17 protein-coding genes, 1 tRNA gene and 1 riboswitch are annotated in these 24592 nt (G+C 60.8%); of the genes, 6 read left to right on the top strand and 12 right to left on the bottom strand.

The window, feature by feature from the left end; genetic code table 11:
* Window positions 1-188: 188 nt before the first annotated feature.
* The 10 genes from TU80_RS16975 to TU80_RS17020 form a co-directional block, all read right to left on the bottom strand.
* Window positions 189-262 (bottom strand) — tRNA-Gly (locus TU80_RS16975).
* A 142-nt stretch (window positions 263-404) separates the two neighbouring features.
* Window positions 405-1289 carry an alpha/beta fold hydrolase gene (locus tag TU80_RS16980; protein WP_057004957.1) on the bottom strand — a complete coding sequence of 295 codons (885 nt, stop codon included), beginning with the start codon at window positions 1287-1289 and terminating at the stop codon, window positions 405-407.
* Between the two features lie 304 nt (window positions 1290-1593).
* Entirely contained in the window at window positions 1594-2286 is a 693-nt protein-coding gene (locus TU80_RS16985; protein ID WP_017844881.1) for a pseudouridine synthase, read from the bottom strand.
* Window positions 2286-2498, bottom strand: a complete 213-nt coding sequence (locus TU80_RS16990) for a cysteine-rich CWC family protein (RefSeq protein WP_017844882.1) — start codon at window positions 2496-2498, stop codon at window positions 2286-2288. The genes TU80_RS16985 and TU80_RS16990 overlap by 1 nt, the downstream gene beginning before the upstream one ends.
* 59 nt (window positions 2499-2557) lie before the next feature.
* Complete coding sequence (gene uca, locus TU80_RS16995) at window positions 2558-6181, bottom strand: urea carboxylase (RefSeq protein WP_057004958.1); 3624 nt, start codon at window positions 6179-6181, stop codon at window positions 2558-2560.
* 233 nt (window positions 6182-6414) lie between these two features.
* Window positions 6415-7044 carry an urea amidolyase associated protein UAAP2 gene (locus tag TU80_RS17000; RefSeq protein WP_046384385.1) on the bottom strand — a complete coding sequence of 210 codons (630 nt, stop codon included), beginning with the start codon at window positions 7042-7044 and terminating at the stop codon, window positions 6415-6417.
* Between the two features lie 9 nt (window positions 7045-7053).
* Window positions 7054-7779 (bottom strand): urea amidolyase associated protein UAAP1, encoded by a 726-nt coding sequence (locus TU80_RS17005; protein ID WP_057004959.1) that lies wholly within the window; start codon window positions 7777-7779, stop codon window positions 7054-7056.
* Entirely contained in the window at window positions 7776-8540 is a 765-nt protein-coding gene (locus TU80_RS17010) for an ABC transporter ATP-binding protein (protein WP_057004960.1), read from the bottom strand. The genes TU80_RS17005 and TU80_RS17010 overlap by 4 nt, the downstream gene beginning before the upstream one ends.
* Window positions 8537-9352, bottom strand: a complete 816-nt coding sequence (locus TU80_RS17015) for an ABC transporter permease (RefSeq protein ID WP_046384383.1) — start codon at window positions 9350-9352, stop codon at window positions 8537-8539. The genes TU80_RS17010 and TU80_RS17015 overlap by 4 nt, the downstream gene beginning before the upstream one ends.
* A gap of 12 nt (window positions 9353-9364) precedes the next feature.
* On the bottom strand, window positions 9365-10432 hold the full coding sequence (locus tag TU80_RS17020) for a putative urea ABC transporter substrate-binding protein (protein WP_057004961.1): 1068 nt from the start codon (window positions 10430-10432) through the stop codon (window positions 9365-9367).
* A gap of 60 nt (window positions 10433-10492) precedes the next feature.
* Window positions 10493-10594: riboswitch (guanidine-I (ykkC/yxkD leader) on the bottom strand.
* Between the two features lie 313 nt (window positions 10595-10907).
* On the opposite strand from TU80_RS17020, the gene TU80_RS31715 reads away from it, so the two are divergent.
* Window positions 10908-11234, top strand: coding sequence for a hypothetical protein (locus TU80_RS31715; protein WP_082643854.1), 327 nt, complete (start codon window positions 10908-10910; stop codon window positions 11232-11234).
* 154 nt (window positions 11235-11388) lie between these two features.
* Window positions 11389-11823, top strand: a complete 435-nt coding sequence (locus TU80_RS17030; protein ID WP_046384380.1) for a DUF3757 domain-containing protein — start codon at window positions 11389-11391, stop codon at window positions 11821-11823.
* 3 nt (window positions 11824-11826) lie between these two features.
* Here TU80_RS17030 and TU80_RS17035 read toward each other — a convergent pair whose 3' ends face one another.
* Entirely contained in the window at window positions 11827-12939 is a 1113-nt protein-coding gene (locus tag TU80_RS17035; RefSeq protein ID WP_017844891.1) for an enoyl-CoA hydratase/isomerase family protein, read from the bottom strand.
* Between the two features lie 136 nt (window positions 12940-13075).
* Here TU80_RS17035 and ung point away from each other — a divergent pair, with 136 nt between their 5' ends.
* From ung to TU80_RS17055, 4 genes are all read left to right on the top strand, one after another.
* Window positions 13076-13768, top strand: a complete 693-nt coding sequence (gene ung, locus TU80_RS17040) for a uracil-DNA glycosylase (protein ID WP_017844892.1) — start codon at window positions 13076-13078, stop codon at window positions 13766-13768.
* A 203-nt stretch (window positions 13769-13971) separates the two neighbouring features.
* Entirely contained in the window at window positions 13972-16005 is a 2034-nt protein-coding gene (locus tag TU80_RS17045; RefSeq protein ID WP_057004963.1) for a hypothetical protein, read from the top strand.
* 344 nt (window positions 16006-16349) lie between these two features.
* Window positions 16350-18311 (top strand): hypothetical protein, encoded by a 1962-nt coding sequence (locus TU80_RS17050; RefSeq protein WP_057004964.1) that lies wholly within the window; start codon window positions 16350-16352, stop codon window positions 18309-18311.
* Window positions 18312-18508: 197 nt separating this feature from the next.
* Window positions 18509-20803, top strand: coding sequence for an autotransporter outer membrane beta-barrel domain-containing protein (locus tag TU80_RS17055; protein WP_057004965.1), 2295 nt, complete (start codon window positions 18509-18511; stop codon window positions 20801-20803).
* A 108-nt stretch (window positions 20804-20911) separates the two neighbouring features.
* Here the strand turns inward: TU80_RS17055 and TU80_RS17060 are convergent, their stop codons facing one another.
* Window positions 20912-24526, bottom strand: a complete 3615-nt coding sequence (locus tag TU80_RS17060; protein WP_057004966.1) for a YncE family protein — start codon at window positions 24524-24526, stop codon at window positions 20912-20914.
* Between the last annotated feature and the right edge of the window lie 66 nt (window positions 24527-24592).

Raw genomic sequence — 24592 nt, forward strand, 5'->3', positions numbered from 1 at the left:
AGTATGTTTGCCGAGATCGATACCGATCAGTGCTGACTCGCTCATGATGATGGCCTCCGAAAACAAAACACCCCGTGAAAGCGTAGCCCTCACAGGGTGTTGGGGGTGACCATCTCATTAACCGGCCACCAAGGACCGGTTTTTACATCCCCCGTCAAAACCATCCTGACGCGAGATCAATATCTGAGTGGAGCGGGTGAAGGGAATCGAACCCTCGTTATCAGCTTGGGAAGCTGGAGTAATGCCATTATACGACACCCGCTCAGAGCGGCTGACTTTGTACCAGATGTGCGCCGCGATTTGAAGTTTTTCTTTGAGAAATGTGCAGGTTGCGCGTGTTTGCGTAGGCAACGAGCCGACCGACTGTAGGAGCGGGCATGCTCGCTCCTACAGTCGGCTGTGTTTCAGAGCGCAAAGGCATGCTGCGCCTGGCCCTGGTGATAGCGCAATCGGCTGGTCTGCCGCGCGGGCTTCAGAAAGCCGACCACGGCGTCGCGGCTGTCGCGGCAGGCCGCTTTGTGCTCCATGTCCAGAAAATGCCCGGTCGCCTGGATCGTGCTGAAGCTGCTGTTTGGCACGTATTGCCCGAACTGCTGGGCATCCTCGGCGCTGGTGTATTCGTCCCATTCACCGTTCATGAACAGCACCGGCACGGTGATCTGGCGCGCGGCCTTGAGGTAGCACAGCCGGTCGCTGTTGAGTACGTGGCTGATGTGGAAGTGCATCTGCCCGTATTCGTGCTCGGCCAGGCTGCTGACGTGGCGGTAGTTGAAGCGCTTGAACAGCGACGGCAGGTGTTTGCCGATGGTGCTGTTGACCAGGTGGCCGACGCGGTCGCGGTCGAGCTTGCCGAGGTAGTCGACGCCGCGTTCGAGGTAGTCGCGCATGGGCGCGTTGATCACCGGCGAGAACGAGCTGATCACCGCCTTTTCCACGCGGCGCGGGCGCTGGGCGAGGGCGACGAGGGTGGCGGCGCCGCCCCAGGAGAAGGACAACACGTGTTCGGCGGCGAAGTGGTCGATGAGTTCCAGGAGGATCTGGCCTTCGACTTCCTTCGTCAGCATCTGCTCGTGGCGGTTATGGATTTTGGAGCGACCGGCGTAGGGCTGGTCGTACAAAACCACATTGAACTGCGGGTACAGGCTTTTCACGGTTTGGGCGAAGGAGGCCGTGGTGGCCATGGAGCCGTTGACCAGGATGATGGTCTTTTCAGCCGCGTCCGCGCGATAGAACTCCGTGTAAACCCGATACTGACCCTGTATATCCAACACAGCGATTTCTGGCCTCATGTCGTAAGACTCCTGGCAAGCGGGTAGGGCGCGCAGATCACTCTGCACGAGCTTTGTGACAGGTAGGCATACGCCTTGAAGATGAGCGCCCATGTCGCGCCGATGACGGCTGGCCGACGGGTGTTACCAGGGCGGGTTGTTTGCCGGGAAGGCCCGTGGATCAAGCGCGGGCGCGGCAAGGTGTTTCTTGGAGGTTATAGGCGACTTGCCAGTCATCTTTTGGCTGACGTTTTGATTCAAGCAGTCGGTTCGGGATGTCGCAAGTCGCAGGGATGGGTTTTAGCCATCACCGGCCGAACGGTCGTCAGACCTGGCGGATTTCATCGGCGCTCAACGCTCGATACTCACCGGGCGCCAGCGCGTCATCCAACGCCAGCGGCCCCATGCGTTCCCGATGCAAGCGCAGCACCTTGTTGTCGAAGTGCCCGAACATGCGTTTCACCTGGTGATAGCGACCTTCGATGATGCTCAAGCGTGCCAGGCGAGGCGCCAACAGCTCCAGCTGGGCCGGTTGAGTCGTCAGGTCTTCAAACGCGAAATACACGCCCGCCGCGAAGGTGGCGGCGTATTCCGCGCCGATCGGTTGTTCGGTCTCCACCAGGTAGACCTTGGGCAGTTTGGTCGTCGGTTGCGTCAGGCGTCGCGACCACTGGCCGTCGTTGGTGATCAGCATCAGCCCGGTGGTGTTGAAGTCCAGGCGGCCGGCGATGTGCAGCTCGTCCTTGTCCGGTTCGTCCAGCCAATCCAGCACGGTCGGGTGCTGGGGATCGCAGGTGGCGCTGACGCAGCCCTGGGGTTTGTGCAGCATGAAATAGCGCGCCGGTTTACCCGCCTGCAGCACCTCATCGTCCACGCACACCCGGCTGAATTCGCGCACCTCGTGGTGAGGATCGCTGACGGGCACGCCATCGACGCTCACCCGCCGTTCCACCAACAGCAGGCGCACTTGCTGGCGATTGAAGCGCGGCAGGTTGCTGAGGAATCGATCAACCCGCATTACAACGGCTCAGCCCCGCGCAACTGTGCGTCGACCTGGGCACAGCGTGGGCACAGGCAGGCTTGGTTGCGCAATGCATCGGGCAGGGCTTCGAGCACCGCCGGGTCGATGGTGACGCTGTAGCACCAGCAGGCCTGGTCGGCGGTGCGCGGGTCGGCCAGGGTGCAGTCGTTGCGGGCGCCGCAGGCGGGGCAGAGGGTGGCTGTGGTCATCGTTCGGTTCAGGCTGGATCGGGCAGGGCGCCGAAGGTCCCTGCACGATACAGCGCCGCTCAGTCCCGTTCCAGCACCACGACCCGCTGGCCGGCGCCAATCGCGCTGCCGGGCTGCACGGTGATTTCCCGCACCACTGCGGCGAACGGCGCCGGCAGCGCGATCTCCATTTTCATCGACTCCAGCACCACCAGCACATCGCCGGCCGCGACGCGTTCGCCCACCGCCACCCGGACCTGCCACAGATTGCCCGCGATATGGCTGTCGATGCTGTGCTCATTGGCCTTCAGCGGCGTGTCCTGCGCGAGCGGCGCTGGCGCTTCCTCGCTGTCGAAGTGCGCCTGGCCGCTGGCGATCCAGCGTTCGCGCTCGGCATTGAACGCCTGTTGCTGGTGGTCACGAAACGCATCGATACCGGTGGCTTCACGCGCCAGAAAATCCTGGTAGTCCGCCAGGTTCAACACGCTGTCCTCGATGTGCAACGCAAAGCGCCCCAGCGGAAAGTCCCGACGAATCTTTACCAGTTCTTCGGCACTCACCGGGTAGAAGCGGATCTGGTCGAAAAACCGCAGCAGCCACGGCTTGCCGTCGAAGGCCGCGACTTCGCGATAGCGGTTCCACATCTGCAACGTGCGCCCGACGAACTGATAGCCGCCGGGGCCTTCCATGCCGTACACGCACAAATACGCGCCGCCGATGCCCACCGAGTTCTCGGCGGTCCAGGTGCGGGCCGGGTTGTATTTGGTGGTCACCAGGCGATGACGCGGGTCCAGCGGCGTGGCCACCGGGGCGCCGAGGTAGACATCGCCCAGGCCCATCACCAGATAGCTCGCTTCGAACACGGTGTGGCGCACCGCGTCGAGGTCGGCGAGGGCGTTGATGCGGCGGATGAACTCCAGGTTGCTCGGGCACCACGGCGCGTCCTTGCGCACGGTGGTCATGTATTTGTCGATGGCCAACTGGCACGCCGGGTCATCCCAGGACAGCGGCAGGTGGACGATGCGCGAAGGCACTTGCAGGTTGGGCGTGGCGCACACGGCCGTCCATTCGCCGCTGATCAGCGCCAGCAGGTCGGCCAGGGGCAATTGTTCCGGCTGGTAGTGGACCTGCAGCGAGCGGATGCCCGGCGTCAGGTCGATCACACCGTGCCGTGCGTGGGTTTCGAGGGCCTGCATCAGCGCGTGGGCGCGAAAGCGCAGCACCAGGTCGAGCTCGGGCGCGCCGATTTCCAGCAGCAGGTGGGTGTCGCCGGCCAATCGGGCAACCAGACGCGTATCTTCCTGGCCGATATCCAACACCACAGGCGACGCGGGCCAATGTGGGCGCGGGCTTGCTCGCGATGGCATCGCCTCGGTGTTGCTGTGAGCGCGCGTCGCCTGCATCGCGGGCAAGCCTGGCTCCGGCATTTGATCCCATTTCAGCGCGAGATCGCGGGCGGTCTCGAGGCTCACCGGTTCGAAGCGCAGCTTGTCGCCGGCCTTGAGTTGCCCGAGTTGCCACAGGTCGGCTTCGATCACCGTCACCGGGCACACGAACCCACCCAGGCTCGGCCCGTCCGGCCCGAGGATCACCGGCATGTCCCCGGTGAAATCCACCGCGCCGATCGCATAAGGGTTGTCGTGGATATTCGACGGATGCAGCCCGGCCTCGCCGCCATCGGTGCGCGCCCACAACGGCTTGGGGCCGATCAACCGCACGCCGGTGCGGCTGGAGTTGAAATGCACTTCCCACTGTGTGGCGAAGAAGGTGTCGATGTACTCGGGCCGGAAGTATTCCGGCGCGCCGTGGGGGCCATAAATCACCCGTAGCGTGCGGACCTGCGCCAGCGGTTGCGCGACCAGTTGCCGGCCTGCGGTGACGTCGACCAGCGGCAACAGATGCAGCACGTCGCCCGCGCGCAACGCGCGCCCGCCATGCCCGCCGAACTGGCCCAGGGTGAAGGTGCTTTGGCTGCCCAGGTAGTCCGGCACTTGCAGCCCGCCGCGCAGGCACAGGTAACTGCGCGCGCCGGCCCCGGCGAGGGTGCCGAGGCTCAACAGCGATCCGGCTTCGATCCGCAGCGTGGTGTTCATCGGCACGGGGTGATCGTCCAGCAGCAGCGGAATATCCGCCCCGGTCACCGCCACCACGGCGGCGCAGTTGAAGCGCAACAGCGGCCCGCTCATGGTGATCTCCAAGGCTGCCGCGCCTTCGCGATTGCCCAGCAGACGATTGCCCAGGCGCAGCGCGCGGCTGTCCATCGGCCCCGACGGCGGTACGCCCACGGCCCAATAACCGAGGCGTCCGGGATAGTCCTGCACGCTGGTTTGCGTGCCCGCGCTGAGCACTTCGAACGTGTGGGCAACGTAGACCAGATCTTCCAGGCAGCGCGTCCACGGATGGCCACCGGCAAAGGGCGCGGCCAGCAGGATCTGGCGCAGGTAATCGCGGTTGGTTTCCACGCCGTAGAGCTGGCTGTCGCTCAAGGCGCGATGCAAATCCAGGCGCGCCTGTTCGCGGGTGGGCGCCCAGGTGATGAGCTTGGCGATCATCGGGTCGAAGTACGGCGGGATCTCACAACCGGCTTCAACCCAAGTGTCGATGCGCAAGCCTTCGGCCTGCGGAAAATCCACGCAGGTCAACAGCCCCGGGCTTGGCTGGAAATCGCGGCCTGGATCTTCCGCATACAAGCGTGCCTGGATCGCGTGGCCCTGGGGCTTCAACGCCAGCTCACTCAATGGCCGCATGTCTCCCGCCGCCAGTTGCACCATCCAGCGCACCAGGTCCACGCCCCACACTTGTTCGGTGACGCCGTGTTCCACCTGCAACCGCGTGTTCACTTCCAGGAAGTAGAAGCGACTGTCTGCGCTATCGAAGATGAATTCCACGGTGCCGGCGCTGCGGTAGTTGACCGCCTTGGCCAGGGTGATGGCGGCCGAGCACAGGGCCTCGGCCATGCCTTCGGGCAGGTTCGGCGCCGGGGTTTCTTCGAGGACTTTCTGGTTGCGCCGCTGCACCGAACAATCGCGCACGCCAAGGGCGATCACCTCGCCCGCGCCGTCGCCGAACACCTGCACCTCCAGGTGGCGAGCGTGCTCGATGTACTTCTCGATAAACACGCCGGCATCGCTGAAGTTGTTCTGGCCCAGGCGCTTGACGGCGTCGAAGCACTCGTTCAACTCCGCGGCGTGGCGGCATACGCGCATGCCGATGCCGCCGCCGCCGGCGGTGCTCTTGAGCATGACCGGGTAGCCCACGCGGTCGGCGGCGAGCATGGCGGCGTCGAGGTTGTCGAGCAGTTCGCTGCCTTCGAGCAAGGGGAGGTGGTGTTGCTTGGCCAGCGCCCGTGCGGTGTGCTTGAGGCCGAATACGCGCAGCTGGTGCGGGGTCGGCCCGATAAAGGCGATGCCGGCGTTTTCGCAGGCTTGCGCGAAGGCGGCGTTTTCCGAGAGAAAGCCGTAGCCGGGATGAATCGCCGTGGCGCCGCTGGCCTTGGCGATGGCGAGGATTTTGTCCACCGCCAGGTAGGTGCCGGCCGCGGCGCCTTCACCGAGGCTGTAGGCTTCGTCGGCGTGCTGGATGTGCAGGCTGGCCGCATCGGCTTCGGCATACACGGCGACGCCCTTTACATGCAGCTCGCGCAAGGTGCGCAGGATGCGGCAGGCGATGGCGCCACGGTTGGCGATCAAGAGTTTTTCGAACATGGCAAAACCCTGCGGGCCGTCCCGCAAAGTGAAGGAGCACTACGGTCGTCCGCAGTGCATGTCGTGAGTGTGGGAGGGGGGCTCCCGATGGTGGTGAGCCAGTGGGTGCGTGTTTGGCTGACTTGCCGCCATCGGGGGCAAGCCCCCTCCCCCCGGGGTTCAGTGGTTGCGCAGGCACTGCCCGCTGCGGGCCTGGCACAGGGCGAACAGCCAACTGCGCAAGCGCTTGAGTGTCAGTTCCATACGAGTAACTCCGCAGGCGTCGGGTTGTAGGCGTTGCACGGGTTGTTCAATTGCGGGCAGTTGGAGATCAGCACGATCACGTCCATCTCGGCGCGCAGGTCGACGTACTTGCCGGGGGCGGAAATGCCGTCTTCGAAGGTCAACCCGCCGTCGGCCGTGACCGGCACATTCATGAAGAAATTGATGTTCGGGCCGATGTCGCGTTTGCCCAGGCGACCGTCATGGGCGCAGGCCCGCAGGTAGTTGTCGCGGCAGCTGTGCATGTAGCGTTTTTCCAGGGCGTAGCGCACGGTGTTGCTCTCTTGGGCGCAGGCGCCGCCGAGGGTGTCGTGGCGCCCGCAGGTGTCTGCGACGAGGGTCAGCATCGGCTGGCCGAGGTTGGAATAGAGCACGCTGCCGGCGCCCAGGTACACGCTGTTCTGGCGGCGCAAGGTGCGTTGCACGTCGTAGCGCTCGCGCGGGTTTTTCACGCTGTAGAACAGCGTGTCGACCGCCTGGTTGCCCTCCAGGTCAAGGATGCGCAGGGTCTGGCCGGCCTTGACCTCCATCAGCCACGGCTCGCCGGCGGGAATGGTGGCGCGGTACACCGCCGTGTCGGGTTGTTTCAGTGCGATAGACATGGCAGCTCCTCAGGCGAACAGACGGTCGGTGTTGATAAAGCCGCGCGCGTTTTCCGGGCGCGAGGTGCGGCAGTGTTCGGCGACGCTTGGGTCGGCGTTCATCCAGCTCAGTTTCAGCGGTTGCGGGGCGTAGTCGGGGTTGGGGTCCATCGGATGCTGCAGCGCGGTGAGCACCACCAGGGTGTCCATCGGTGCGTAGAGTTCGATGTAGTCGCCCGCCTTGGAATTGCCCGGTACGAAGTGCAGGTCACCGTTGTCGTCCACGCTGACTTTGCTGAACAGGTTGAGGGTCATCAGCAGGTCGGACAGCCCCAGGCCCCACTTGCCCAATTCCACCAGCAGGTTGTCGGTGCCGTTGCGATAGAAACCGTTGCGCAGTTCCTGGTAGCGCCCCTGGCCGTACTTCTCGGCCACCTCGGCCGCGCACAGCACGCCGCCGATGCTGTCACTCCAGCCGCAGGTGTCGGCGGTGATGGCGGCCAGCACGCGGCCCATGTCCGAGTACAGGCAATGGCCGCGGGTGAGCTTGGCGGTGTGTTGGCATTTGAGGCTGTCGGGCAGGTTCAGGCGTTCGGTTTTTTCGTTCGCGTTGAGCAGGGTCAGGCTGACGTTGGCGCCGCCGCGCAGGTCGGTGAGGCGCAGCAGTTGGCCGCGCTTGAGCACGAAGGAACGGTGGCCGCCGCCGGGCAGTATTTCTTCGGCGAACGGCGGGAACAGTTGAGTCGAATCGGTCATTTGGAAGTCGCTCCAAGTTCGGCGGCGAGCGCCTTGCGCCGCTCGCCGTTCAAAGGGATGTCGTAGGTGATACGGGCGCCATAGGCGCCGGGGGCGTGGGGGTCGACGCGGACCTTGTCGAACACCAGCAGGCGCGTGCCGAGGCTGAAGCCTTCGCTGAGGTCGTGGGTGACCATGAACACCGTCAGCCGGGTTTCGCGCCACAGCTCCAGCAGCAACTGGTGCATGTCTTTGCGGATGCCCGGGTCGAGGGCGCCGAAGGGTTCGTCCAGCAGCAAGACGCGCGGTTTCATGATCAGGGCCTGGGCGATGGCCAGGCGTTGTTGCATGCCGCCGGAGAGTTGCGCCGGGTACTTGTCCAACGCGTGGCCGAGGCCGACTTTGTGCAACAGCGCGGCGGCCTGTTCGCGCGCGGCTTTTTTGGCTTTGCCGAACAGCCGTCCGAGCAACGGCGCGCGCGGCAGTTCGAGGCCGAGGGCGACGTTGTCGAGCACGCTCAGGTGCGGGAACACCGAGTAGCGCTGGAACACCACGCCACGGCTGGCATCCGGTTCGCCGGCCAGCGGTTGGCCGTCGAGCAGGATGTGGCCCTTGCTCGCGGTTTCCTGGCCCAGCAGCAGGCGCAGAAACGTCGATTTGCCGCAGCCGGAGGTGCCGACCAGGGTGCAGAATTCGCCCTCGGCGACCTGCAGATTCAAAACCTCCAGCACCACCTGATCGCCGTAGCGCTGCCACACATTGTTGACGCTGATAAAGCTCATGCCCGCGCTCCTTCATACCAGGGGAACGCGCGCCGGGTCAGGGCCTTGAGGCCCCAGTCCATCAGCCAGGCGAGCAGGGTGATCCACACCACGTAGGGCAGGATCACGTCCATCGCCAGGTAGCGGCGCACCAGGAAGATCCGGTAGCCCAGGCCGTCGGTGGAGGCGATGGCTTCGGCGGCGATCAGGAACAACCACGCCGAGCCCAGCATCAGCCGCAGCGAGATCAGCAGGCGCGGCAGCAATTGCGGCAACACCACGCGCAGCATCAGGGTCCAGGTCGACGCGCCGAGGGTCTGTGCCTTCACCAGCAGTTCCACAGGAATTTCGCGTGCGCGCTGTTCCAGGTCGCGGGCCAGGCACGGGGTGACGCCGATGACGATGAGCATCACCTTGGACAATTCCCCCAGGCCGAACACGATGAACAGGATCGGCAGGATCGCCAGCGGCGGCACCATCGACAGTACCGTCAGCAACGGCGACAACGGCGCGCCGAACAATGGCAACGTGCCGGCGGCGATGCCCAGGCACAGGCCGGCGAGGGCACTGATGCCCAGGCCGAGCGCGAGGCGGCGCAGGCTCGACGCGCTGTCCTGCCACAGCACGTATTCGCCGGTGCGGCTGTCGGCGCTCAACGCCAGGCGCTTGACCGCCTCGAGCATTTGCCCGGCGCTGGGCAGCAGTTTGTCGTTGGGGTTATCCGCCAGGCGCTCGGCCGAGCCCACGAAGTAGGCGAACAGCAGCAGGGCGAACGGCAGCAGCACCAACAACAGGCGGCTGGAGCGGTCCGGGTGACGGTTGATCAGGCGCATGGCCGGGTCCTCTTACAACGTGCCGTCGGCGGCCATCTGCACGTAGCGGGGGTCGAACTGCAGCTTGAGGTTGGCCTTGTCGCCGCTGGTCACGCCATTGGCGAAGCTCATGCCCACGGCGCTGGTGTCCTTGGCCCCTTCACCCAACAGGCCGTGTTGGAAGGAGAACTCGGCGACCTTGCGCATGGTCGCTGGCAACTGCGTGCTGGTGGCGAAGGCCAGGGCTTCCTTGGGCGTGGCGAACAACTTGGTGGTGTCCAGTTGCGACTGGAACCCCTTGAGGTCGGTGCCCGAGGCCTTGGCCATGTGTTCCAGGGCTTCGCTGCTGGCGGCGCCTTTGGCGTTCATCAGGGCGACCACTTCGAACCAGGCGCCGGTGAGGGCTTTGCCCAGGGCCGGGTTGTCTTTGAGGGTCTGGGTGTTGACCACCATCATGTCCATGATTTCGCCGGGTACTTTGCTGGAGTCGAACACCTGGGTGACGCCGGGTTTGGCGTTGATCGCAGAGAGCATCGGGTTCCAGGTCGTCACCGCTTGCACCTGGTCGGTGTTGAAGGCAGCGGCGATGTCGGCGTCGGAGGTGTTGACCACTTTCAGGTCTTTTTCGGTGAGGTCGGCCGACTCCAGCGCGCGGGCCAGCAGGTAGTGCGACACCGACAGTTCCACCAGGTTGACGTTCATGCCCTTGAGGTCGGCGACGGTCTTGCCGCTGCCTTTGATCACCACGCCATCGTTGCCGTTGGAGAAGTCGCTGACCACCAGCGCGGTGCTGTCGACGCCACCGGCGGCGGGGATGGTCAGGGCGTCCATGTTGGTCATGGTGCAGCCGTCGAACTGGCCGGCGGTGTACTGGTTGATGGACTCGACGTAGTCATTGAGTTGCACCACGTCGATGGTGATGCCGTACTTCTTGGCCCACTTGTCGAGGATGCCTTGGCTGCCGGCATACTCCCACGGCATCCAGCCGGCATAGATCGTCCAGCACACGCTGAAGTGGTCTTTGACGGCGGCCTGGGTCTGGACGCTCAGCACAGCAGCAAAGGCGGCGGCGAGCAGGGCGGGTAAACGGATTGAGGGCATGGGGCTTCTCCAGTTGATCGAGGGCGAGCAGGAGCAACGCGGCACCGTGAACGGTGGCTTGTCTCCCGGGCTTTTATCCCGCCGTGTAACCTCAACTGGAGGTCGCCGACTCTCGGACCAGCCACTCGCGTTTCGCGAGCCGGAACCCTAGTCAGCCATTGCAAATTGTGGTGCCGCGAACCTGTGATGAATCCTGCACGCAAGAGGCTAAGCGAGAGTCATGCCAAGTAGGGCGCGGGCGTGTAGGTCGCGGGTTTGCGCGCAACGCCCGACGCTCGAGTGCGTGCGGCTGCGTTGCACTGGTGCGCCGTCGCACTGCAATGAGGCATTCGGTTCGTCTGAAACAGATGTTTCAGTCTGTGTCGAAATCGCACCAGTTTCGCTTTTTGATGTCAGATATTTCGTCATTCAGCAAAAGTTGAATGCCGCCCGCCAGCGTCGCTGGCGGTGCTCTTTCGCGGTCCAGGAGGCCGCCATGTATCGACGACTGCTTCTTATCGCTGTGCTCGGTCTGTCCCTTTCTGCGTGCGTGCCCTATTACGATGGAGGCCCAGGTTATTACCGTTCCGAGGTCTATACCGCGCCCGCGCCGGTGTATTACTACGGCGGCGGCCCGGCGTATCAATATCGGCGTGACTATTACCCGGCGCCGCGTTACTACGCGCCGGCGCCGCGTTATTACCAGCCGGCGCCTCGCATGGGTTACCGGCCTTATCCAAACCAGGGTTGGGGGGATCGCTGGGGCAATGGCGGGCACGGTCGCGGTGGCGATCGTGGCGCTGGTCGCGGCGGTCATCGTTGACCGCTCTTGAAGGCAAGCGGCGCAGGCAGCGCCGCTTTTTCGTAGCATTTAGCAGTACTGTCAGATTTAACAGCTATCGTTTGGGTTTCTAGTGTATTCAACTGGGAGCGGCCGTTGTGTCTCTTCGACCGCCCAGTGAGCGAAGGAACCCCCGATGATCAGACAATTGATGTGCGTTTTACTCCTCATGGTCGGCGGCGTTGCACACGTGCAAGCGAACCAAGGCTGCCCTTATCCCTCGGCAATCAAGTACGTTGATGGCTACTTCCAGGCGACGGTAGGAACACTCGTCTGGCAAAGCCCGAAGATCGGCTATCGGGAGTTTGTCGACCAATTCATTGGCGCCATTTTTACCCCGGGCAAGGCACAGGATCGGGAAAACGGCTATGTAGACAAGTGCAGCTACCTGACCGGTGACGGTCAGAGAGTGGACTTGCGGTACGGCAAATCGGCAGAGGTGGAGACGATGTCGCTGACCGGTACTTTGCATTGGCACCTTGCCAGCGACCCCTTCGGCCTGCCGGTGTATATCTGCCAGGACAGTCAGCCGGACAATTGCGCATTCACGGTTAAAAAGCCAAAAAACTGACTGTCAAAAGTAGGAAAAATCCGCGAGCGGATGGCGGCCTTCCCAGGCTTTGTTGAAATGCGCCTGCACCACGGCCTGCGGAATGGCATTGATATCCGGCCAATGCCAATGAGGCTGCTGGTCTTTGTCGATCAACCGCGCGCGGACCCCTTCGCTGAATTCCGGGTGGCGGCAGCAATTGAGGCTCAGGGTGTATTCCATCTGGAACACCTCGGCCAGCGACAGGTGGCGGGCGCGCTGGAGCTGTTCCCACACCAGGTGCGCGGTCAGCGGGCAGCCTTCGCTGAGGGTCTTGCCGGCGCGGCTGAGCAACGGGTCGGCGTGCTCGCGCAACGGGCTCAAGGCCCGCCAGGCACTGCGCACGTCACTGACATCCAGCCACTCATCGATCTGCGCCCGGCGTGGTAGCCATTGCGCTTCGGGTTGCTGGTCGATGGCTTCCTGGGCCAAGGCCTTGAGCAGGCTGTTGAGCTGCATCGCGGTCTGTTCCTGCCAGTTCAGTTGCAACAGGCCTTCGAGCAGTTCGTCTTGCTGGTCGTCGCGCATGAAGCGGTCGGCCAGGCCCAAATCGAGCGCGTCGCGGCCGTTGATGTGCGCCCCGGTCAGGCCAAGGAACAACCCCAGTTTGCCCGGCATGCGTGACAGGAACCAACTGGCGCCCACATCCGGGTACAGGCCGATGCTGATCTCGGGCATGGCCAAGCGGCTGCTGGGGGTGACGATACGCACCGAGGCGCTTTGCAGCAGGCCCATGCCGCCGCCCAGCACATAGCCGTGACCCCAGCAGATCAACGGTTTGGGGTAGGTGTGCAGGCGATAGTCGAGGCGATATTCCGCGGCAAAAAACTGCGCGGCCAGCTCCGGCACGACGCCGGGTTGTTCACGGCAGGCCATGGCCAGGCTGCGCACTTCGCCGCCGGCGCAAAATGCCTTGGGGCCCTTGCCGCGCAACAGCACGCAGACGATGTTCGGGTCTTTGGCCCAGGCGTCCAGGCGATCGCCCAGGGCCAGGATCATCGGCAGGGAGAGGGCGTTGAGGGCCTTTTCGGCGTCCAGGCTGGCGATGCCGATGCGCGCGCCGCCGCTGCCGGTCAGCTCTTCGAAGTGCAGGTTCATCGTGACCTCAATCGGGAAGGTGAAGGTTGAGTATGATCCCTTCATGGGAAAGTGCCGGTTGTGTGTCAGATCAATTGACAAGCGGGGTCGGCTTTCCTAGGGTTCGCCTCATTCTTTTTTACAAGACCAGTCAATCATGAGCGAAGGCGACCGTATCAAACTCGAACCCAGCTGGAAACACGCCCTGCGCGATGAGTTCGAGCAGCCCTACATGGCCCAGTTGCGTGAGTTCCTGCGCCAGGAACACGCGGCCGGCAAGGAGATCTACCCGCCTGGCCCGCTGATCTTCAACGCGCTCAACTCCACGCCGCTGGACAAGGTCAAGGTGGTGATCCTCGGCCAGGACCCCTACCACGGCCCCGGCCAGGCCCACGGTCTGTGTTTCTCGGTGCAACCGGGCGTGCCGGCGCCGCCGTCGCTGGTCAATATCTATAAAGAGCTCAAGCGCGACCTGAATATCGACATCCCCAACCACGGTTGCCTGCAAAGCTGGGCCGACCAGGGCGTATTGCTGCTCAACACCACCATGACCGTGGAACGCGCCAACGCCAACGCCCATGCGGGCAAGGGCTGGCAGTTTTTTACCGATCGGATCATCGAAGTCGTCAGCGAGCACCAGCCGCACCTGGTGTTCCTGCTGTGGGGCGCGCATGCACAGAGCAAGCAGAAGCTGATCGATGCGACCAAGCATCTGGTGCTGACGTCGGTCCACCCGTCGCCGTTGTCGGCATATCGCGGCTTTCTGGGCTGCGGGCATTTCAGCCGCACCAACAAGTTTCTTGAGCAGAATGGCGAGACGCCGATTGATTGGGTGTTGCCACCCGTCTGAGGGGCCGGCGCGTTGTGTTCCCGGGTTAGCGGGAGCACACCGTCTGTGGGGGGCAACGGTCTTGTGTCCGCCCTACCTGTTACTTTTGACAGTATCCAACCACCGCGTTTCCTAATTAACTGTTCTCCCGGCCTTATCGCTCTGCTGTTCAGCAGCACGCAGCCAGCGGCCAGTCACTGAACCCAGTGTTGAGGAGAGTGGAAATGCCTAATAACACACCATCGGACAAGCGCTTATCCAAAAGCGGCCTTCCTACTCCGAAAATGGCGGCTGAACCCGTGGTACCGCCACCTTTCGCGTTGCCTTTATTGAGTGATGAAACGGCGTACACCATTCCACGTTCGGCGCAGGCGGCGGACTTGCCGGTAGAAGTCCAGACGTTATGGGCCGGTGGGGATGGGCTGGATCCTGGCGAGGTGACCGTCATCAGATTTTATTGGGATGATGAATCGACGCCGTTCGCTACCGCGTCCCGTACCGCATTTTATGATGAGAGCGACCTGCCGGTGGTCGGGCTTGTGCCGCAGATAAAACTGAACTCACCCGGCCTGCATTTGCTGCGCTACACCGTGACGTTGGTGCCGGGCGATACGGCCGGCCCGTCCAGTCCGATTCTCATTAATATCGACAAGGAGGCGCCTAATCAGAATAACCGGGGGGCACCGTTGATTTTTCCATCAGAGATAGAAAGCGGCGGAGTGACGGATGCGTACCTGGTGTCTAACGGTGATCGCGTCGTGGCACGGGTTCCGCGCTGGCCGGACATTCGGCTTGAGGATGAAGTGACGGCCGACCTGGTGCGTTTGCCCCTGAGCAAGGCCAAAGGCAAGCGTCGGGTGCTTGCGGACGGGATCGCCCGTACCACGATCACTCAGGCCCACTTGGATGGCGCTCCCATTGAGCTGATCTTTACCGGTGACGTGCTGCGCAGTCATGTCAACGCTGAATACAATGCCCGTTATTTTTTGAGCGACAGGGGCGGCAACGAAGGCCCGCCTTCACGCACTTCAGTCCTGCTGATAGACCTGACACCCACGCCGGGCACCCTCAGGGCTGTCGACGTTCCCCAATTGGCGATCGACGGGCGGATCGATCTGGAGGATGCTCGGGACCCGGGGTTTCCAGGCGGTGTGTATATACACATCCTGGAAGTGGTCGGGGCCGCGCCCGGCGATGTTCTGCAGCCATTTTGGGACTTCATTGCTCTGCCCCCGATTACCGTCGGCGTAGGCCAGGTCTGGCCGATCGTGGTGCAGATCGACTATGGAACCCTGGCCAGTGGCGGCTTCGAGTTTATCGGCGGTACGATCAGGACGGATTACACCTGGCAGCGCGGGACCGGAACGCCGAGACGTTCACTTCCCAGGTTTGCGCCGGTCAATCTGACCGTCGCAGGGCCGGTAAGCCCGAACAACCCTGACCCGGTGAACCCGTTGCTGGAACGGGTCACTGTCAAAGGCCGAGACGGCGACAACCTGTTGACGATCAGCGACCGGGGCCAGCCGGCGCGGGTTATTGTGCGACTCTATGTCGGCCCTGTTGCGAACCAGTCGTTGGAATTGATGTGGGGCAACCCTCCCGTGCTTGCCGATACCTATACCGTGCGGCCTGAAGACAGGGCGGGGGACGAGATTGCGTTCTTCGTCCCATGGGATCTGATCGAGCAAACACCGGGCGGCATTGTCCCCACGTTCTATTGGACGTTTAACGGAATCAACAGACAGCGTTCGCCCCATACGGATGTGATGGTCAATATTGTACCGATCGATGGGTTGCGCGACCCTGAATTTCCCGATGTCAACTATGGGCCTGCGCCTGATGCAGGCTTTATCAACTGCGACATGCGGCCTTGGGACAGAGGCGTCCGAGTGAGAATTCCCGGCGACAGCAGCCGGTTGTCGGAGCAGGACACGGTTGTCTTGTCTTGGGCGAGCTACGCCAATACCAACGGCAATTCAGATGGCGTCATTCCAGAAACGATCGATACGTTCTCCCATACGCTGACGCAACAAGAGGCGGAGCAGGGCTATGACTTTTGGGTGCCGTTTGACCCCTATATCCTGCTGCCGGGACTTGTAAAGCCGCCTGAGGGGCAAACCAATCCGCGCTATGGCTCGGCGGTCATACAGTATCGGCTGATCAAAAGCGGCGGAGGGGGGATAGGGGATTCCCGTCGGGAACTGGTGTTCATTTCTCTGACTCGCCTCGGCACCCTGCCGCCCTGCATCAGTGATTGAACCTGGCATGTTGTACGTGCAATCGGGAGGGCATGAAGCCTTCCCGGTTTCATTTTCAGACGTTGGATTCCTGCCTTTTTGCGCTATTTCGCAATAAAAAAAGCCGCTTGGACGGTTGTCGTCGAAGGGGCCAGTGGCGGCCTTTCGCTCAATTTTTACATATATCAACCTGTCAAGTTTGACAGTTACGAAGGCTTTTCGAAAAGAGTTTACTGCGCTTGTCAGTGTGAGTTCGTTGAGTCGTTGTGAGTGGCACTGATCAACAGCAGTACACATTTGTCGGAAGTTCCTGAAGGTCCATTCGCGGTGGGCCCTCGGCTCCGTCTACCCAGGAGTTTGTAAAAATGGCAAACCCAGCACGTTTCAAAGATGTAAAGGCGTCTAAAGCGTCTTCGAATAAACCCAACACATGGCCCACCATCCTGACCCCGCCAGCGCCGGCTGATATTCATACGCTGCCGGATGTAGTAGGGGATGACCAACTCGCTGTAGTCAGCGCCGAGCAACAGAGGGACGGGCTGCCCGCGACGATACGGCTCTGGCCGAATGCTGCCGAGTTTCCGGGAGAGTTCGATATCTTGACGGTTTCGCTTGAAGGACAGGCAGTTCAACTTCAAGAGATCGAAGGTCCTATCACGGCTGACGTGGATATTGTGATCAAGTCGGGCCGTCTTAGAACCCATGGACCGAAAGATATTACCTACTCCGTTACGCTAAGCGGCTTACCCGCTGGCGAGTTTTCCTTGCCGCAGACCGTCTTTGTCGATGCGATCGACCCCAATGGCAATAACCGGCCGGGTGCCCTCACGCTGCCGGTTGATTTGCCATCGGAAGGGGTGACACCTGCGTATCTGGCGGCACATGGTGGCGTCACGCTGACCTTCCCCCGGCCAGTGGATTCAAGACCTGGGGATACTCTTGTGGTGTTTTTTGGCGAGACGGACGATACGGGCAAGATGATTAACGTTCCGCCCACAGGGCCGATTACCCTCACGTATAACACGCTTGAAATTCAGGGCTTCGGAGAGGGCGATTTTTTAATCAGCTATCAGATCTCCGACAGGGCAGGAAATGCCACACAAGTGTCGATACCCCGCACGCTCTCGGTTAGAACGAGCAATCCACCTGTGCTGCTGGCCCCGCTGGTTCCCAATGCAGGCGCTCTGATCGACAAGGAAGAGGCGCGTGATGGGGTGCTGGTGACTGTGCCCACCATCGACAACTTCCACCCCAACGACTGGGTACATATCTTTATGAACGGCATTGAGTTTGGTAGTCAGCGCCTTGGCGTCACGCCAGTATTTGCGTTGCCGTTTGTCGTTGGTTACTCCACCCTGCGCGCAGGTGGCGTGCTGTATACCGCCAGTTTCAAATATGAAGTTCGTCGTGGTCTGGATACATACCCCTCTCCGGAGACCGACGTCCCCGTCGACTTTGTGGAGCCCGGCACGCCGATCCCCGGGGAGGGGCCGGTGGATACAGCGCTGGCATTGCCTGTGGTGAGAGGCGATTCGGCGGTTGATAACTCGTTGATTGCGTCCGACCTGGACGGTACGATTCGTGCGACCTTTCCCATCTATGCGGGGCGTACAACGACTCCGGGCACTGAGTTCATCGATCTCTATTACGGGTTCATGGACGGGACGGCTGTCGGTACGTATGGAGTCACGGGTACGGAACCTGAAGGGACCATGATATCGATAACTATCGCGTCGGATATCATTGAAAGCTACGGGAACGGTGAAGTTCCTTGTTGGTATCGGGTACGCAATGCTAACAATTACAAAGAGTCCCGTAAGCAGAACGTGAATGTTAACGTCTTTTCGCTTGACGGGTTGGCGGACCCTGTCTTTACCAACCTGTTCACGCCGCCACCGCCTTCCACCGACGCGCCCTTCATTTCCTGTGAGCAAATACCTTGGGTCGGCGTGCCCATCAGGATTTTTGATCCGGTGACGCTCCAGGATGGTGACACCGTCGTTATTCACGCTGTGCGGTATCTCTATTCAGGTGTGACAAAGCCTCCAACGCCGGTGGCGGGCAGTGAGATAAACAGTCCTCCTATAGGGATTGGGCCGTCTGAAAGGATCAACGGTTTCACCTATAATTTTGCCTTGAATTCTTACTTCGACGGCGATACGGCAAGGCGGCGCGGTTGGCTGGAAGTCAGTTGGAGCATCATCCGCTCGGGGCCGCCGCCAGAGAGTGGAACGTCGGACCCTGTTGCGGTGAAGTGGGATATCCGCAGCAGCGCTTCAACAGGGACTTGTGCCCCCATCACCCTAAGAAACGGCTCGTTGGCCTAGGCCTTCATACGCACCTATTCGGGCCTCCAGGTAATCAAAAGTCCCCTCTCGTTGAGGGGATTTTTGTAGGTATTAGATAAGGAATATCCTACATATCCTTTCTTTTTGGATCTTTAGTCTCTGCGGCTCTTGAAAACGGAACCTGCTCGATACGGCTCCGGTTTCGAACTGGAACTTTTTTCTGAGAGTCGCAAAACATGATCCATACCTCTACTCACCCACGTTTTCGTTGTACGCGTTTGTCCACCGCGATCAAGCTCATTGCAGCCGCCCCTCTGTGCCTGTTGGGCGAGCAAGCCTTTGCCGTAAAAGTCATTGATGGGCAAACTGGCCCGGCTTATTTCGACGTCGTCCCTGGCTCGCACACCGACAATTATATTGTGCAACGCGAAGGCGTCTTGAATGTGAAGCCAGGTGGTGTCACGCGTGAGATTCTCGTGACCGGCGCCTCCACCCTCAACATGGATGGAGGCCGCGTTGACGGCTACTCCACTCTCGATGCAGCCATACTTCTGAATCGAAGCAACGCCACCATTGCCAACTCACAGATTACCAGCTACTCCAAGGGTGGCCTGGATATGTCCCGCAGCCTGTCGGAGGATATCGGCTCCGAAGCCGTAGTGAGCAACAGCCAGATCACGGGTGCCACCTACGGCGCTACGGTCACGGCGTTCAGCCATCTGCAGTTGCTCGACGGCTCGACGCTGACCGGCGGCAGCCAGGAAGGCCTGAAGTTGATGGGCGGCAAGGCCACCGTGGTGGGCAGTACCATTACCGGGGCGACTAATGGCGTCACGATGACCCGCGAGCATCGCACGGTAAACGAATCTCCCGTGTTGGTGCTGGAAGGTTCGCGTGTCGAAGGCGTGAGCGGCCCGGCCATTCTGGTGAATCAGACCATTACCGCCGAGATCGATGTAAACAACGGCTCCACGCTGATCGGCGGCAACGGCAACATGCTGGAGCTGACCGGCGGCGGCAATGCCAACATGCGTGTCAACAACAGCGCCCTGGCCGGCAACATCCAGGTAGGCACCGACAGCGCCCTCGACCTGAGCCTTGATGGCGCCATCATGAAGGGCGATGTGATCAACAATGGCGGTAGCGCCAGTGTCGGTCTGAACAACGGCTCGGTCCTCACCGGGCGCCTGGAGCACGTCGATAAACTGGCGATCAACAGCGACGCCACCTGGGTGATGGTCGACCATCAGCAGGTGGGTGACTTGTCCCTGAGCGGCGGCAACGTCAAGTTCGGCGAGACCGGTACGTTCTACCAGCTGGACGTGGCCAACCTGTCGGGCAACGGCACCTTCATCATGAGCGCGGATTTCGCCACCCTGAGCAGCGATTTCCTTAATGTGACCGGCACGTCGTCGGGCGACCACAAACTGCTGATCGCCAGCAGCGGTGCCGACCCGTTGAGCGATGACCGCCTGCATGTCGTACACACCGCCGACGGTGGCGCCCAGTTCAGCCTGATCGGCGATCGCGTGGATGTCGGGACCTATTCCTACAGCCTGATCAATGACAACGACGGCAAGGACTGGCTGCTCGACCCAGGCAGCAAGGTGATCAGCCCGAGCACCAACTCGGTGTTGGCATTGTTCAACGCAGCCCCCACTGTATTGCTGGGCGAAATGACCACCCTGCGCACCCGCATGGGTGAACTGCGCTTCAGCGAGGGTCAGTCGGCTGGGCTGTGGACCCGCGCCTATGGCAACAAGTATGAGGTGTCCAACGACAAGACCGGCTTGGGTTACAGCCAGTCGCAACGCGGCTTCGCGCTCGGTGCCGACGCGCCGGTATCGGGTGGTGACGGCCAGTGGCTGATCGGTGCAATGGTCGGTCACAGCACCTCGGACCTGGACCTGAACCGTGGCAGCAGTGCAACTATCGACAGCTACTATGTCGGCGGTTATGCCACCTGGCTGGATGTCGAGAGCGGGTTCTACTTTGACGGTGTGCTCAAGTTCAACCGCATGCACAACGAGTCCAATGTGGCCATGAGCGACGGCAAGAAAGGCAAGGGCAACTATGCGCAAAACGCAATGGGCGCGTCGGCGGAAGTCGGTCGCCACATCACGCTGGACGACGGTTTCTTCGTTGAACCATATGGCCAGTTGTCTGCGGTGATTACCCAGGGCCAGAGCTACACGCTGGACAATGGCCTGGACGCCAAGGGTGACCGCTCCAGTACGGTGATCGGTGAACTCGGTACTACCGTGGGGCGCAATATCCAGCTGGAAAGCGGCGGCGTCTTGCAGCCGTACTTGAAGGCGGCGGTGGCCCACGAGTTCGATCAGAGCAACAAAGTGTTCGTCAACGACAACTCGTTCAACAACGACTTGTCGGGTTCGCGCCTGAAGCTGGGTGCGGGTGTGGCGATGTCGGTATCGCAGAACCTGAAGTTGCATGCGGATCTGGAACACAGCACGGGCAAGAACATCAAGCAGCCGTATGGGGTTAACCTGGGCTTGCGCTACGATTTTTAACGGGCTGGATGTATAGCGCGGTAGCGGTATAAACCGTGCGGGTAATGAAAATGCCCCGTCTCGAAAGAGGCGGGGCATTTTTTTGCTTTAAGGCAGGGCGGGGTGGTTTTAAATGCTCACCACCGCCACGGTCGTGTTGCCAGAGTTGCAGACCAGTAAGTATTGGCCATCGGGAGTACAAGCCAGCCCGTTAGGCTGATCAAAACCGTTAATCGTGCCAATCAGTGTCTCACTGTTCATGTCAATGACTCGGACGCGGTTACCGGCAAGTTCTGAAACATACGCCAATGGTCGAGTTGGATGAAAGGCAATACCTCGTGGATCACTGAGGCCTGTGAGGGATTTGATGAATGTGAGGCTATCGTTTTCGGTGTTGTAAATATCAAGTTTGTTTAAGCCTGATACGGACACATAGAGTCGTTCGAGCGGTGCATCAAACCCGGTGTGGGCAAGTTCCTGAGCAACTGCGCCGTTAACGACAGTATGGGTGCGGACTCCACTGCTGAGTGTGTACCGTTCCGTGTTGTAGCCTGTTGTAAATATGGCTGTGCCTTGTGGATTAGTTACTATCGCTCGGGGGCCAGCTGTTCCACCGAAATTTGTCACATATTGGCCACTTGTTGTGTCAAAGACGGAAAAAGCCAAAGAGCTGCCGCTAGCGAGTAGGCCTATAAACATTCGCGACCCGGTGGGGTTTATGCCTATTGCGTAGGCCGCTGAGTAACTGAAGGCGAAGGGGTAACTAAACGTGAAAGTACTGAGATTGAGGACTGGAGCTTGGTAATTAGCGCCAAGTCCGGTGTTGGCCGAGAGAAAGAGCCTTGGCTCCGTAGGGTGCAATGCAAGTCTATAAACATAGTTATAAGCTAGTGTTCTGATCGCGCCACTTGCGAAATTAATGACCGAAACCGAATAGGCACGCGCATTCAGGACACACACTGTGTTGCCATCTCGACTGATTGCGATTTGATTCGGACCGTTCCCCACAGTGATGTGACGAATGATCTCGCCTGACCCCTTACGCGTCACATAAGTAGGCACCTTGAAGTACTTGGCCGTCTCCAGGCTGTTGGAACCGTCCAGCGATACCCAGGCTTTGACCGCAACCTCGCTGTTGTTCTCCAAGCCTGACAAATAGCTGGCGGGTATCAGGTCGAGCGTGCGTCCGGCATTGAATTCCGCGGATGTCACGCCGACCGCAAGCCGCAGGTCGCGATTGGTCGTGCTGAGTAACTGAATCCACACGGGTTGCCCGGCTCTGAAGAACGGCCATTTATCAATCCGCACGTTGTTCGCCACTGCCGTATTGATCGCCCCACCCGAGGCTTCGGGGATACTGACCAGTTCGAATTCCTGCTCTGGCAGCTCTTCGACCTCCAGGGTCAATTCCCGCGACTGGGTGATGGCGTTGTCGCGGGTCACCTCGAAAAATACCCGGCACTTGCGACCCAGGTTCGCCCCCACGAATACGTTGGACGTGGTGAACGTGATGTACTCCTCCCCCGCATCAGGGATGCCGGGTTTCATCGGGATATTCGGTGTTCCAATCCCAGTGCCGCTTTCTCCGATGATATGTACTTTGACGTTATCGCTGGCGAGCATGGCATAGGTCACGCGGACAGTGACAACGGCAGGACGCGGCGGCAGGACATGTAGGGGGTTGATCGAGGCGAGGCTGGGCGGCTTGATCGGGGTAGACTCCAGTACGACCGGTTCTGGCAACTCCAGTGCGCTGCCTATCGTAATCACCAGATCATGGGAGATGAGTTGGCGTGGCTGTCCAGGCGCATCGACCGTGTAGTAAAGGCGTGCCGAGCCGTTCAGGTTGTTCAGGACGATAGTTCGAGGAATCGTGAAGGGCAGGTCTGCCCCCAACCAGTTTGAATCGATCAGGAAGGCGATTGGCGGATTGCTGCCGCCCGCCTTGCTCCCTTCAAAGTGCAGGGTAACTACGGCATTCAGTACAAAACTGGCATGGTGGTGAACGGTGACGTTCAGGTTGGCCTTGCTGACGAGCGGGTCGAACACATGATTTGGCGGCACAGCCTGCCGGGTGGTCGGGGCACGCAGTGAGGCCTGGGTCTCGCCGATACTCAGCTCGAGGCGACGTGACGGCGGCCGATTGTTGACTTTGTAATAGGTAATGAGAGAGCCACCTTCCAACTGGGCGATGGGCCCGCCGGGTCCGTTGGGCAAGTCAAAGTAAATGTCACCGATGCCTGCCATATCGCTGTATTCGGCGTAATAAGACCTGCCATTGGCGAAGGTACCTTCCAGTACCAGCGTGACGCGATCATTGGATAGCTGGCCGGGGTAGGTCTTGATGAGCACTTCAAACGGATTGACGGTGGGATCAGGCAGCGTGCCACCCATGGCCGCCTCGACAATGGGCGCTGCCAGGCCGACCTCGCCAGGCGTGCCGACGATGTTGACGTTGGCACCTCTGGAGTCGCGCGGTAGAACGCCTGTGCGTATGCGCTGATAGGTCAACTGAATGCGACCGTTGACCAGCGGCAGGATGTCTGCGAACGGCCAGGGGATCTTCGCGGTGACGATGGTCGGTGATACGACAGGGAAATCGTAAAATGTGATGATCCGGATACCCTCAGCGGTGAGGCCGTTGACCCTCACACGAATCGTATCGCCGGAGATATAACCTTCATTGCGCACGGGAACAATAATGGTCGCCGGTTCGCCACCGAGGCCATCGGCATCGAGTTGATCGTTACCGTCGGGATCCTGTTCGGCCTCATCAATATAGGCTTCACGCAGCAGCGGCTGCGCCCCATCGTCAAGGCGCACCGTCAGTTCTTGTTCGGGTGAGAACCCGAGGGACGCGTTGCCTACCTCGTCGAATAGGTTGTATTCACAGATTTTTACCCCGCTGCCCACGGTGGCCCAGGTGTTCGCGTAGACCCATATGGTAATGGGCGCAGTACCCGCTGCTTCAAATTCGCTGACACGGTGTTCAACCACGACTCCGCCTATGCTCAGGCGAATGCGATCTCGCACCTTGCGGCGGTTGGCGACGGGCGCCGAGGAATCCACCGGGTAATAGTCGATGATCACCGGTACGCCTTTACCCGCGGTGTCGCTGTCCACGCCAAATTGTATGACGTCGTCGGGAAATATCGGTTTGGGCAGGTTTTCGTTTTGCCATGTGCTGGCTATCGGGTCGCGTCCACCGGGGTGTTCGATATCAACTTTGATGTTGAAGCGTTTGGTCTGTTGAGTGTTGCCTCCCAAAGGAGTTACGAATGCCTGTAGTGCATTGCCTGCCTCGCTGATGAAATGCTTGCTGGGCACATACAGGACAATTTGTGTGCCTTTGAGGGCTTCGTCTTCGGTCACGGTGTGAAAAACAACCCGTTCGTCGTTGAGCATCAACTCGATGAAGTCGTTTTCTGCCTGGTTCAGGTAGCTGAACAAAATGCACGTGACACCTTTTTCATTCACCTCCAGCGCCGCCCGGTTGAGCCCGCCGTCGAAACTGACGACAGGGGTGCTCAGCGTCGGCAGGTACAGGGGAAGATCGGCGAACGGCGTCTGGCGAAACGATTGAGGGGTCAATGTCGAGCCGTCGACCTGAGGCAGCGTGAAACCTTCCGATCGCGGCTCGTCCGGTTCGCGGGCACTGAATTCATCGCTTGGAGGATCGTAGGGCAACACGGGCAAAGCGTTGTCGGCGGGGATGAGCGCTTGATCATCGGAGTCTGTGGCCATGATCGTAATCCTGTCTGAGCAGTTGATTGGACGACTGACGCGAGGCGTCGGCACGCTCAATTCAAC

The sequence above is a fragment of the Pseudomonas veronii genome (assembly GCF_001439695.1).
GTDB lineage: Bacteria > Pseudomonadota > Gammaproteobacteria > Pseudomonadales > Pseudomonadaceae > Aquipseudomonas > Aquipseudomonas veronii.

Bases quoted from the DNA above. Each gene is read 5' to 3' on its own strand.
- TU80_RS16980 (WP_057004957.1), bottom strand. From the start codon at position 1,289: ATGAGGCCAGAAATCGCTGTGTTGGATATACAGGGTCAGTATCGGGTT.
- TU80_RS16985 (WP_017844881.1), bottom strand. From the start codon at position 2,286: ATGCGGGTTGATCGATTCCTCAGCAACCTGCCGCGCTTCAATCGCCAG.
- TU80_RS16990 (WP_017844882.1), bottom strand. From the start codon at position 2,498: ATGACCACAGCCACCCTCTGCCCCGCCTGCGGCGCCCGCAACGACTGC.
- uca (WP_057004958.1), bottom strand. From the start codon at position 6,181: ATGTTCGAAAAACTCTTGATCGCCAACCGTGGCGCCATCGCCTGCCGC.
- TU80_RS17000 (WP_046384385.1), bottom strand. From the start codon at position 7,044: ATGTCTATCGCACTGAAACAACCCGACACGGCGGTGTACCGCGCCACC.
- TU80_RS17005 (WP_057004959.1), bottom strand. From the start codon at position 7,779: ATGACCGATTCGACTCAACTGTTCCCGCCGTTCGCCGAAGAAATACTG.
- TU80_RS17010 (WP_057004960.1), bottom strand. From the start codon at position 8,540: ATGAGCTTTATCAGCGTCAACAATGTGTGGCAGCGCTACGGCGATCAG.
- TU80_RS17015 (WP_046384383.1), bottom strand. From the start codon at position 9,352: ATGCGCCTGATCAACCGTCACCCGGACCGCTCCAGCCGCCTGTTGTTG.
- TU80_RS17020 (WP_057004961.1), bottom strand. From the start codon at position 10,432: ATGCCCTCAATCCGTTTACCCGCCCTGCTCGCCGCCGCCTTTGCTGCT.
- TU80_RS31715 (WP_082643854.1), top strand. From the start codon at position 10,908: ATGTATCGACGACTGCTTCTTATCGCTGTGCTCGGTCTGTCCCTTTCT.
- TU80_RS17030 (WP_046384380.1), top strand. From the start codon at position 11,389: ATGATCAGACAATTGATGTGCGTTTTACTCCTCATGGTCGGCGGCGTT.
- TU80_RS17035 (WP_017844891.1), bottom strand. From the start codon at position 12,939: ATGAACCTGCACTTCGAAGAGCTGACCGGCAGCGGCGGCGCGCGCATC.
- ung (WP_017844892.1), top strand. From the start codon at position 13,076: ATGAGCGAAGGCGACCGTATCAAACTCGAACCCAGCTGGAAACACGCC.
- TU80_RS17045 (WP_057004963.1), top strand. From the start codon at position 13,972: ATGCCTAATAACACACCATCGGACAAGCGCTTATCCAAAAGCGGCCTT.
- TU80_RS17050 (WP_057004964.1), top strand. From the start codon at position 16,350: ATGGCAAACCCAGCACGTTTCAAAGATGTAAAGGCGTCTAAAGCGTCT.
- TU80_RS17055 (WP_057004965.1), top strand. From the start codon at position 18,509: ATGATCCATACCTCTACTCACCCACGTTTTCGTTGTACGCGTTTGTCC.
- TU80_RS17060 (WP_057004966.1), bottom strand. From the start codon at position 24,526: ATGGCCACAGACTCCGATGATCAAGCGCTCATCCCCGCCGACAACGCT.